8 protein-coding genes and 5 pseudogenes are annotated in these 11,134 nt (G+C 59.2%); 3 read left to right on the forward strand and 10 right to left on the reverse strand.

The window, feature by feature from the left end; all coding sequences use genetic code 11:
• Nucleotides 1-154, forward strand: a pseudogene (locus tag VQ044_RS21935) (IS256 family transposase); the annotation flags it as partial.
• Nucleotides 155-221: 67 nt separating this feature from the next.
• Here VQ044_RS21935 and VQ044_RS21940 read toward each other — a convergent pair.
• From VQ044_RS21940 to tnpA, 4 genes and pseudogenes are all read right to left on the reverse strand, one after another.
• Nucleotides 222-1,421, reverse strand: a pseudogene (locus VQ044_RS21940) (IS5 family transposase).
• Between the two features lie 72 nt (nucleotides 1,422-1,493).
• Nucleotides 1,494-1,652, reverse strand: a pseudogene (locus VQ044_RS21945) (IS66 family transposase); the annotation flags it as partial.
• Nucleotides 1,653-1,748: 96 nt separating this feature from the next.
• Nucleotides 1,749-2,064: pseudogene (tnpB, locus tag VQ044_RS21950) on the reverse strand (IS66 family insertion sequence element accessory protein TnpB); the annotation flags it as partial.
• Nucleotides 2,061-2,501 carry an IS66-like element accessory protein TnpA gene (gene tnpA, locus VQ044_RS21955; RefSeq protein WP_327649584.1) on the reverse strand — a complete coding sequence of 147 codons (441 nt, stop codon included), beginning with the start codon at nucleotides 2,499-2,501 and terminating at the stop codon, nucleotides 2,061-2,063. The gene tnpA and the pseudogene tnpB, both read right to left, overlap by 4 nt.
• Before the next feature lie 72 nt (nucleotides 2,502-2,573).
• Between tnpA and VQ044_RS21960 the strand changes: the two are divergent.
• A pseudogene (locus VQ044_RS21960) lies at nucleotides 2,574-2,690 on the forward strand (IS66 family transposase); the annotation flags it as partial.
• 215 nt (nucleotides 2,691-2,905) lie between these two features.
• Here VQ044_RS21960 and VQ044_RS21970 read toward each other — a convergent pair.
• From VQ044_RS21970 to VQ044_RS21995, 6 genes are all read right to left on the reverse strand, one after another.
• A complete protein-coding gene (locus VQ044_RS21970) occupies nucleotides 2,906-4,255 on the reverse strand; it encodes an amidase (protein WP_327649586.1) in 1,350 nt (449 codons plus the stop codon).
• A 61-nt stretch (nucleotides 4,256-4,316) separates the two neighbouring features.
• Nucleotides 4,317-5,603, reverse strand: a complete 1,287-nt coding sequence (locus tag VQ044_RS21975) for a TRAP transporter large permease (RefSeq protein WP_327649588.1) — start codon at nucleotides 5,601-5,603, stop codon at nucleotides 4,317-4,319.
• The gene (locus tag VQ044_RS21980; protein WP_327649590.1) at nucleotides 5,600-6,109 is read right to left on the reverse strand and encodes a TRAP transporter small permease; all 510 of its coding nucleotides are present in this window, start codon (nucleotides 6,107-6,109) and stop codon (nucleotides 5,600-5,602) included. The genes VQ044_RS21975 and VQ044_RS21980 overlap by 4 nt, the downstream gene beginning before the upstream one ends.
• A gap of 42 nt (nucleotides 6,110-6,151) precedes the next feature.
• The gene (locus VQ044_RS21985; RefSeq protein ID WP_327651283.1) at nucleotides 6,152-7,186 is read right to left on the reverse strand and encodes a TRAP transporter substrate-binding protein; all 1,035 of its coding nucleotides are present in this window, start codon (nucleotides 7,184-7,186) and stop codon (nucleotides 6,152-6,154) included.
• A gap of 72 nt (nucleotides 7,187-7,258) precedes the next feature.
• Nucleotides 7,259-8,707, reverse strand: a complete 1,449-nt coding sequence (locus VQ044_RS21990; protein WP_327649594.1) for an amidase — start codon at nucleotides 8,705-8,707, stop codon at nucleotides 7,259-7,261.
• 193 nt (nucleotides 8,708-8,900) lie between these two features.
• Nucleotides 8,901-9,629, reverse strand: coding sequence for an MmgE/PrpD family protein (locus VQ044_RS21995; RefSeq protein WP_327649596.1), 729 nt, complete (start codon nucleotides 9,627-9,629; stop codon nucleotides 8,901-8,903).
• A gap of 407 nt (nucleotides 9,630-10,036) precedes the next feature.
• Between VQ044_RS21995 and VQ044_RS22000 the strand changes: the two genes are divergently transcribed.
• Entirely contained in the window at nucleotides 10,037-10,945 is a 909-nt protein-coding gene (locus VQ044_RS22000) for a LysR family transcriptional regulator (protein WP_327649598.1), read from the forward strand.
• Nucleotides 10,946-11,134: the final 189 nt, after the last annotated feature.

Here is an 11,134-nt window from a genome sequence, read left to right on the forward strand (position 1 = left end):
GAAGACGGCGAAGCTGATGGTGTTCAAGCTCGTTCAGGCCGCAGCGAAAACATGGCGCCGTCTGAAGGGCGCAAACCAGTTGCCAATGGTCCTCGAGGGCGTCACATTCACCGACGGCGTCGCCACGCAGGGCGCCGACAACCGCGCCGCTTGATCAAGCCGCGTCACCCAAAATCGGCCATAGCTCCCGTCGATTGGCGTCCCTGGCGGCGATTTTGCCGTCATGCGGGCGCACCTCGCCCCTGATGCCAGACGAGACGCGTGAGATTGTAGGCAAGGTTCGCCATGCCGATCTTCAGCTTGGCGCGCACCAGACCGATGGTGCGGATGAAGAGCCGCATCGGTCCCTTCTGACGTGCGAAGACGTGCTCGACCTTCGAACGGATCGCCGAACGCCGGCCATTGGCGCGGGATGTGCGCTGGCTCATCGGCCGCCCCTTCGGCTTCTTGCGATGGATGTCCGAGACGTAGCCGTTCGCTTCCAGCCATTCCTCGTTCTTGATCGACCGGTATGCGGTATCAGCCCAAACCTTCGATCCGGTGTTCGACCGGTTGAGAACGCTGGAGAGTTGGGCGCCGTCGTAGGCCGACGCACTCGTCGCCGACCAGCCGCGGATGAAGCCAAAGCGCCCGTCGATCGAGACGTGATCCTTGTAGCCGAAGCTCGGCACCGCGATGTCGATGTGCTGCGGCTTTCCCGGTGCCGCCGGTTTGGCCTTGGAGAACTTCACCGTCCAGCGGGCGTCGCGATCTTTCTGGCGAAGCTTGGCCGGCTTGTCCTTCCAGGCCTCGGGCACTTCACCAGCCTTGATCGCCGCCTTCTCCTCTTCGGTGTTCCTCTGCTTCGGCGCCGCGACAATGGTCGCGTCCACATCTGGCCGCCCATCGCCAGGTAGCCGGGCTTGTCCAAGTGCTTGTCGAAACGGGCGAACAGGTTCCCGATCGCGCCGGCCTCGGCCAGATGCTCGCGGAACAGCCAGATCGTCTCTCATCCTGAGCCTGCCGAAGGGGGCGTCCGGCACCTTCTCGGCGATCCCAAGTCCGAGGAAGCGCATGAAGGACAGACGGTCCTGGATCTGGAATTCCGCCTGGTCGTCGGACAGATTGTAGAGCGCCTGCAATACCANGGCGATCCCAAGTCCGAGGAAGCGCATGAAGGACAGACGGTCCTGGATCTGGAATTCCGCCTGGTCGTCGGACAGATTGTAGAGCGCCTGCAATACCAGCACCTTGAACATCAGCACCGCATCGTAGGGCGGCCTGCCGCCCTTCGCCCCGTCCGAGCGCTTCAACGCCTTCGACAGCGGCTTGCGGAATACCTCCCAAGGCACGATGGCGTTCAGCTTCTCCAGAGGATCGCCGGCCTCGCTCAGCCGCACATACCGCTCGTCCACATCCCAGAAACCCGGCTGTCCCCGCATGCCATCCTCCCAATCTCGGTCAGAACGATGGAATCATAAATCGGGCTGGAAGGGGAGGTTTTTAGAGGTCTCCAGTTGGTCCTCGGGCAGCGTCTCGGCACGACGGCCGAAGCGGTGACGCTGCAATTCCTTGATGATCTGCTCGAGGCGTTCGGCCCGCAGACGCTCGGCGATCAGCATCGCCTTCAGCGTGCTGGGATCGTCGGGAAGCATGTCTGCCGCGATGCTCATGCGAGGAGGAATCATATCTTCGCGCCGGCCGCGACAGGTTTTGCAGGCGCTCTGATCAGCCCGGCGCCGCGGCACGCGGGTCTCCCGCGCCTCGTGAACCCGCCGCCAATCGAGGCCTTCCAGCAGCGTCGAGAGCTGCGCCGCCGTCAGGTGCATGACGCTGTCCTGCGCCTTCGGCCAGCGGGAACTCGCCGTCCTCCAGCCGCTTGGCGACGAGCACCACGCCCGTGCCGTCCCAGAACACCAGCTTGATCCGATCGGCCCGCTTGGCCCGGAAGACGTAGACCGCACCCGAGAACGGATCGGCGCCCATCGTCTCGCGCACCAAGGCCGCAAGCCCCTCTGCGCCCTTGCGGAAGTCCACCGGCTTCGTCGCCACCATGATCCGGACGGAGCCCGTCGGTCCGATCACGAGCCGACCTTCAGCGCCGAGATCACCGCCGCAATGGCCTTGGCGCTCGCACTGGATCCGACGCGCACCACGACGCCGTCGATCTCCAGTTCGATCCCGCCGTTCGATCGTGGCGCAACCCGTCGGCGGCGTTTCGGCCTGGTCTGCGGGAGCGGCTCGGCAGGTGACGGTGTCTCGACCCGAACCGGCACGAAAGCCGGTAATTCCCTTTCCGCTTCCGGCTCGATCCGCGCCTCCCGACGCCATCCAGAAACCTGCTGCGGCCGCAGACCATGCCGACGAGCCACTTCGGAAACGATCGCTCCCGGTGCCAGCGTCTCCTCCAGAATGCGCGCCTTGTCGTCCGCCGACCAGCGTCGCCGACCGCCAGCGCCGTTGATGATCTCGACCCGGCGCACACGCCGCTCAGGGTCAAGCGTAAGGTCAAATCCACGCACAAAACGATCCTCTTCCAGGATCGCCAGACTCGCCGGTCAGCCCAGAAAACGGAAGGTGAGGTCCAGACGACGCTTACCTTTTACCGGCAGGCCGACATCTATGCCCGGCAGGGAATCCGGCTTGACCGGGCCACCCTGGGCAACTGGGCGGGACGAGCCTGCTTCCATCTTCAGCCGATCGCCGATCGCCGACCGCATCGCCAGGCACCTGGCCACGGCCGAAACCACCGCTCCGGTGCTCGAGCGGCATCCAGCATGCGGCTCCGCCTCGATCGCCTGCGCCAGTAATCGGCGGACGCCACTACGCAGCACCGATGTCAGGGGATCGTCGATCTCGTCGGGATGCTGAAAGGTATGAACGGTGGTATCCGTCTTCGGAGTATCTCGATCGGCACGATGAACCGTCAGGAGCGGGACGGGTGTTGAACCATGGAATGGATGTAGCAAGCCATCTTGAACAGGGCCAGGTCCCCGTCAGGGAAACCCATAATCTGCAGCCCCAGCGGCAGGCCTCGGATGTGCAATAGTGGCAGGCTGAGACTGGGATAGCCAAGGTAAGTCCAGTAAGAAGGGAAGGTCCGGCTACCCAGAACCTCCAATCCGTCGGGCGCCGGGCCGGAGGCAGCGAGGGAGACGAAGCCGTCGATTCTTGGTGAAAGTGCGGCTATCCGACGGCGCAGATCCTCCCGCTTCTCTAGCATTCGACGATATCCCTCCGGACCGATCTCAAGTCCGCGATCGATCAGCTCGGGGATGCGCGGGTGCAACGCCTGCGGGCGGGTACGCCGGTAGGAGACGTAGGGCCACAGCATTTCAAAGGCGATAATGTCCAACGAGTCGGAGATCGCTGCGTCGAACTCGTCAAAGAGGCTGGCAAGCGCCAAGTCCTCTCCTGAGCGGATGATGTGCACTCCAGCATTGGCTAGCTTGTCTACCGCAACATCGAAGCAGCTGCGGGTCACCTCGTCAGCCTCCGCCCAAGCAACGCCGCCCGGCACGAGCAGCGACACCGGCGCGACCGGTTCAAACCATTCCGGCAGTCTTTGACGTGCCGGATTGCTAGAGCAGCCGACCATCACGCGGAAGAGGGCCCAAATGTCCTCCAGTCCGCCTCCAACAATGCCGACGTGATCATGTGTGCTTGACAGCGGGTGCACGCCGGCGGTTGATACGAGGCCGAGTGTCGGCTTAAACCCGTAGCAGCCGCAAAAGGATGCAGGTCGAAGCACAGAGCTTTGAGTCTGGGTACCAAGCGCTGCCGGAATCATTCCAGCGCCTACTGCGGCGGCCGATCCGCTGGAAGAGCCTCCGGGCGTGTGGCGCGGATCGTGTGGATTGCGGGTCGGCCCCGGACCGCCGATGGCGAACTCCGTCGTCGCCGTCTTTCCAATCAGCACAGCACCCGCCTCGCGCAGGCTCTCGATGCACGCCGCATCGCGAACCGGCTGCCAGCCAGAATAGATCGGACTACCCGCCTGAGTGGGCAAATCATGTGTTTCAATGATATCCTTGACGCCCAGCGCGAGACCGTCGATCGCCGATAATGGACGGCCGGCGCGATAGCGGACGGTGGCGGCATCGGCTGCTCGCCGCGCGCCTTCCGGATCCAAAGTAACGAAGGCCTGTACCTCGGGCTCGCGTGCGTCGATCTCCGCCAGACAACGCTCAAGGAAGCGTCGCGGCGTATCCTCACCAGACAGCATGGCCGGCCGGGCGTGGCTGAACGACTGCAAGTTGGACCGAGAAATCTGCATTGATCAGTCCCTTGTGCGCGGATTGTAGATGCCGATCTCAAGCCGGTAGCGCGGCGCGTGCCTAGCGCATCAGCGTTGGAAGCCAAAGGCTGATTTGCGGGAAAAAGAAGAGCAGCAGGAGGGCGATCAGATCAAGAATGGCAAAGGGAATGACTGCAATGAAGGCATCTCGTGTGGTTAGCCTCTTGTCCAGGCCCTTCACCACGAAGACGTTCATGCCGATGGGCGGGGTAATGTTCGCCAGCTCCATGTTTTTCATCATTAAAATGGCGAACCAAATCGGATTTATCTCATAAAGCAGGATAACCGGAAAAAGAATTGGCACGGTTATAGAAATAACTGAAATTGGATCCAGGAACATGCCGAGGATGAGGAACAGGACTGACATCATCAGAAGCGTAACCCAGACATCGACTTCAATTGTGGCAATAAAGGCGGTTAATTCCTGCGGAACGCGCAGCATTGTGGCCACGAAACCCAAAGCATGCGCGCCGATGATTATGAACAGCAGCATCGCCGAGGTCTGCGCCGTGTTGAGTAAGGCCTTGTAGATCAGCGCGGGGGAGAGCGTCCGATAGACGAGAAGGCCCACGATGAGAGCCCAAGCCACACCTACGGCCGCAGCTTCAGTCGGCGTAAAGAAGCCACCATAGATACCACCGAGAACAATGGCGATGGTCAGGATGCCGGGCAAGCTGATAAGAACCGCTGAAACCTGCGCACGCAGACTAGTAGCGGTCTCGGGCGCGATCGATCGGTTGGTGAAGCCTACATACAAGACGTACAGTCCAAACAGGAAGATCGTCAGGATGCCGGGCATAACTCCGGCCATGAACAGATCTCCGATCGAAACATTGGTGATGGCGCCGTAGAGCAAGAGAGGGATGCTGGGCGGGATCAAAATTCCGAGAGTACCGCCAGTGGCAGTTAGGCCGGCCGAAAAGCGCTTCGGGTAGCCTCGCTTCTCCAACTCCGGCATGGCGACGGTGCCAATGGCACTGGTGGTCGCGACGGAGGAGCCACACATTGCTGCGAAGGCTCCGCATCCGACCAGCGTCGCCAGCCCGACGCCACCCGGCGTGCGCGCCAATACTCGTGATGCGGCGACAAAGAGCTTCTCGCTTACTTTTCCTTCGAGCAGCAAATTGCTCATCAAAATGTAGAGCGGGACAGCGATAAGAATAAAGCTGTTCAGCGTCTCGAAATAGGTGTGAGCCAGGGACGGAAGGTTTGCAAAACCGGAGACGAATACCAGGCCAATGATGCTTACGAAGCCGAGAACGTATGCGACCGGGATGCCGATCGCGATCAGGGCGATCAGGATCCCGAATAGTAAGAACATCGTCATGCGGTTTGGCTCGATTTTTCTTCAGAATAGGCGCGGATCCGGCCGATCATCAGGTATAGGGACTGAAGCAGCACTAGCGCGCCTCCAATGGGCAACGCGGCATGTAAATACACCATCGGCATGCGAACGAAACTCACCGACGTTCGGTTCATTTGATAGGAGTGGAAGGCTTGATGGGAGCCGTAATAAATGAGCACCAGTAAGAAGAATACGATAATTCCTTTGGTTACCATATCCAACACAAAACGTGTGTGTCGGCCAACATTATCGGAGATGAGCGACATCCTAACGTGGTTATCCGTCGCCTCGACATACACGAGGCCGAGGTAGGTCGCCCAGATTGACATGTAAATTGCTATCTCTTGGGACCACACCGAGGGGCGCCCCATTTTGCGAAACACGACTTCATACAGCATTAGCATGGCGCTACCGAGCAGCATTCCACCTGACAGAACGCCACAGGCGAGGGCAAGACGGGTGTTCCACGATTTATGTTCTGCCGTCATGAGTTCACCCCGCGCTGCAGCATTGGTTAATGCAGTCTTGCCTTACTTCCGATATTGGGCTGCTGCGTCAAGAAGCGCGCGACCGTCCTTACCTGTCTGCTCCAGAAAGATGTCATAGACCGGCTCCAGTATCGTCTGCCAAATCGGATAATCCTCCTCAGGCACTATGTAGACATCGACGCCAGCCTCTTTCATTTTAGCTATAGCGTTAGCATTGGCTTCCGCCGTGTAATCGAAGGTAAAGGCGGTCATCTCAGCTGCGGCCTCACGCAGGATCTCCTGATGCCGGGGATCAAGCTCCTGGAGCCAGTCGTCATTGGCGTAAATCGCGTAAGCTACGTAACCCAGAGGGACAATAGTCAGATCTGAAATCACCTCGTACCAATTTCGGCTGTAGAACGAGGTGGCTAGTGAGACACCGCCGTCGATGACGCCGCGTTGGATGGCGACGTAGGTCTCTGCTGAGGACAGATTGAGCGCGGCGGCGCCGAGATGCTGTGCTGTATATACAGGATAGACGCCGAAGGAGCGTAGCTTTAGCCCGACCACATCGGCGGGCGTGTGGACCGGTCGCTTATTGTTTCCAAGCGCGTTCAGGAAGCCTAAGTCGGCCCAACCGATGATATTGAGTCCTACCCGTCGGGTTTGCTCGGATAACTGCTGACCAAGGTCGCCCATTAGCGCGGCTTGCATCTCCTCGGAGGTAGTCACCAGGAATGGTAAATCGACGATGCCGACGCTGGGGAGTACGTCTGCAAACTCAGAAATCACGCCGACCCCAAGCTCGACTTGACCGTTCATGACAGCGGTATGCTGGTCGGTGTTCTTGTAGAGCTGCGCTGCAGGAAACGTCTGTACAACTATCTCCCCGTTGCTCTTGGCTTCAACGGATTGCTTAAAGTCCTCCATCGCTTGGGAGATATAGTGATTGACGGGCAAGTAACCGGAGAAGCGCACGGTCACGGGCTCAGCCGCAGCTGCGCCGGCGCAAAAAGCCAAGCTTGCTGCCATGAGCGCCGGGCTTAAGAGCCGTTTCGTCTTGATCAAGTATCTACTGCCGAGGTTCGAGATTGTCATTTTTTCCTCCCTTTCGTTTTAAGGTTCCGCTGTGCCTCAGGCCGCAAAGCCCGATTGCACCGCGAGTTTGGATCAACGTCCGGCTCGCGTTGCGATGATCGGCGGTTTACGCTGGTGGTAGCTAGTTGCCCGTTCGAATCCCTGTCCTAGAGTAAAGATCGTCGCTTCTCCGAAAGGGCGCGCGAGCAACTGCAACGCCACTGGCAATCCGGCACTGGTGAAGCCACATGGCATCACCAGTGCCGGCAGTCCCAGAAAGTTGGTTTGACGTGTCATCAAGGTGATGGAGGTTACCAGATCGGGTATTGTACGGCTATCGTTCGGGGTCACTTCGTCGAGCCGCGGAATTGGTCCCAGCAGCGCTGGCATCAGCAGCGCATCCACTTTGGAGAAGACCGTTTCGCAATAGTCTCGCAGGAAGCGGCCGCGTAGCGATTGGGCTTCCAAGTAGCGCGTGGCTGGAATGTGGAATCCGGCATCGATACGTGCGCGGGCATGAGCGCTGTAATCTTCGGGGTTCTCGCGCAGCCCTTGTCCGTGGATCGTCGCCGCCTCGCATTTCGCGATGGTATCGGCTAGGGGAAATATCTCTGCCGGATCAGGTACGTCTACATCAAGGATATTAATTCCCAGCGATCGGAACACGAGAACAGCATCATCGAGGGCCGCTCGGGTCTCTGAGCAAGCTTCATTCAGCCCGTAGCACCGCGGAAGTCCAAGGCGCAGGCCTGTGGGCGAAGCCTCTGTCGCCGCCACATAGTCGTCCGGCAGTCGCGAACTGCTCGTCGGGTCTTCGGGATCTTCGCCGGCAATTACCTGCAGTAGGATGGCGACGTCACGCACTGAACGCCCGATCGGACCAACCGTATCCAGGGACCATGCCCGAGGCATTATCGAGTGCCGGCTGACTCTGCCGTTCGTCGGCTTTAGCCCGACGACGGAGCAGGCCGCAGCCGGCACACGCACCGATCCACCTGTATCCGAACCCAGCGAGCCGTAGACCAGGCGGGCGGCAACCGCTGCTGCGGAGCCGGAGGAAGAGCCACCTGGCACATGTTCCAGGTTCCACGGATTGCGACAGGCACCGAACTGCTCACTGTGTCCGGTGGGGCCGATAGCAAACTCCGTCATGTGCAGAAAGCCTGCGCAGAGAGCGCCTGCGCCGTCTAAACGTTGAAGCACTGTCGCGGTGCTGGTGGCCGGCTGCAGAAAGCGAGCGCGAGAGCCGCACGTTGATACTCGCCCTCTGCGATAGAACATGTCCTTATGCGCTAGTGGAATGCCGTGCAGCGGCCCGCGATATCGGCCCCGTGCGAGTTCGGCATCGGCTGCAATCGCTCCTCGCGTGAGCCGTTCCGCCTCGACCTCAATGAAGGCGTTCACACTCGGCTCGATCGCTTCGATCCGTTCCAAGCAAGCTTGCGCCACTTCGAGCGCCGAAAGTTGCTTGCAGCGGATTGCGGATCCAGTTTCGTACAATGTCATCTCAGCGGGATGGGAGGCGAATGTCATTGTGGACATTTGCGCTCTCCACGATCGTGCAGCGCACTGAGAAAGTCGGCCGGCTCATCGTTGAATTCCTTTCGACTCGTAGCCTTGCCTACCGCGTCATTCAGACGCTGAATTTCGACTACTAGCTCTTGGGCTCGAGGCTCGCCGAGGTGAATGTTCTGTAGGTTACTCGCCTGGTCGATGAGGGTGCGAGGTAGCAGGGTCATGATTGTGCGGGACTTACGGTGGAAGGTCGGCAAGCCCGCAGCAATTCGTGGGTATCGGAGATCGCTTCTAGCTCGCCGACCATTGCTGGGATTTCGCGTGCTTGGCGCTCAGGCAAGACCAGCGTAGCGTTCTCCAGGAACTTACGGCGAATTTGTTGCCCCGTCATGGGATTAGCGGCCGAGCCCCAGATATCCTCGACTAAATGCTTAAGCTGACGGCCATCGCGAGTCTCCACCAGCACGCACCCCCTAAAGCGACGACGGTGGGTTGCCTCAATATCTATCTCGTAGTCGATGCGGTCGGCCAGATCGAGAATGTCCGGATCAGCGATGTTTTCCTCGGTGCAGGCCTCGACCCCCAGACGGTCGAAGATCCAGGCAGCGGCAACACAAAACTGCAGGCTGATCTTGGCGTGATAATCGGTTGCGGATCGACGCTTGGCCGTCACTGGCTCGCACACTACAGAGATCATCCAGTCAGCGATCCGGCAGGTGATGCGCGCGACATCGCCTGCTGCTAAATTCTGTTCACGGCGCAAGTGCAGAACGCCATCCAAAAATTGGTGGATTAGGTGGCCACGGGGGTAGGTTTTAAACGAAGTTTTTACGCACTCCCATTCCTGGCCCAGACCATCCAATAGGCGCTCGAAATCTCTCTCCCGCTGACCCGGATAGGTTTTAATGATGCCAAAGCGTCCTTCGAAGACCGTGTACGGTCCGGTCATTCCCGCTCGAGCCATATAGGCCCGCTCGAGCCATATAGGCGGCATAGGCGGCGGCAACATCACGTGCGCAGCCCAAACCGGGTGCGTACCCTTCACCAGCGAGCCGTCGGACAGCCGTGCACTATGTAAATCTATTGTCATTATGAATCTATTGTCGTTTCTTGCTACCGGCAATTGGGACACGCGATCGCAAATTCGCCACGAACTGAATGAGAGCGCGATGCGGTTCGAGTGAACGGCGGCTGTTTCGATCAACCGAACCTTTCAGGAGATTTCTTGTAGCGTCGAGAGAATGTTACGAGCCCACCCGGGACAGTAGCAAGGAGAGCCCTGTTATAGCAGATATCGGAATTTCTTATGAATGCGCGTCTCGCACATGACGGAAATCAGTGGAGGAAAGAAACTGGATGGATTGGCGCAAGCTTCAGTATTTTGTGCAAGTTGCCGACTCAGGAAGCTTCACAAAGGCAGCCGAAGCGTTGGCGTTAGCTCAGCCGGCGCTCTCGCAGCAGGTGGCGAGCCTCGAAGTTCAACTTGGCGTCACCCTCTTGTATCGCACCGGCCGCGGTGTCCTGCTGACCGACGCCGGCCTTGAGTTCTTGCCGCGTGCGCAGTCTCTCCTCGCCGAGATGCAACATATAAAGGATGATATGGCCTCCTTTAGGAGATCGCCGCGTGGCAAGATCGTGCTAGGGGTGCCCCCTTCTGTCAGCCATCAACTAATTAGCTCATTTGTCTTGAAGCTGCGCGAGAACTTCCCTGAAATCCGCCTTACAATCGTTGAGGGATCGAGCGGTTTCGTGCAGGAATGGCTCACCAAGGGCCGGCTGGACATAGGAATTCTCTACAACTTGCTCCCGCATCCCTCGATCAGCAGTGATGTGTTATTGATCGAGGACCTGTCGCTGGTGACCTCGGCGGGCAACCCGCTGGTATCGGAGGGTACGGTAGCATTCAAAGAGTTGGCCGACCTGCCAATGATTTTGCCCAGTCGGCCGCATGGTTTGCGTACTTTAGTCGATAAGTACTGTTCAAAACACAGGGTCAAGTTCCCGGTGGTGCTCGAGTTGGATGGAGCGGCGATGGTTCGCAATCTGGTCAGTTCGGGTTGTGGCTATACTATATTGCCGGACGTGGCCGTGCTCCATGACGTGCATACCGGCGAGCTTGGCTGCGCAAAGATCGTTGAGCCGGTTATCACTAGGACAATGGTGATCGCCTGCTCCAACGAGCGGCAGTCGAAATTGACGACCTGCGCGGCCATGAAGCTGCTGCGTGAGCAGGTTGAAGGCCTCGGCCTGCGTACCTGTTGCTAGATGTTTAGTCCCGGAATTTGCTGGTGCGGATTATGGATGAACTTGGACGGCTCGTCTGAGAGCGGCGGTGCAAAATTAGTCCACGGTAGCGGCGGGATAGGGGAATGTCCCGGTCTCTGTTGAAACTCTGAAGTGGGCGGCGTTGCCCGCCTTGAGCCGTTAGGCTCGGGGTGCCGATTCCACTGAGGA

Origin of the sequence: Aurantimonas sp. C2-5-R2, assembly GCF_036549495.1 — a bacterium.
In the GTDB taxonomy this organism is placed as follows: domain Bacteria; phylum Pseudomonadota; class Alphaproteobacteria; order Rhizobiales; family Rhizobiaceae; genus Aurantimonas; species Aurantimonas coralicida_A.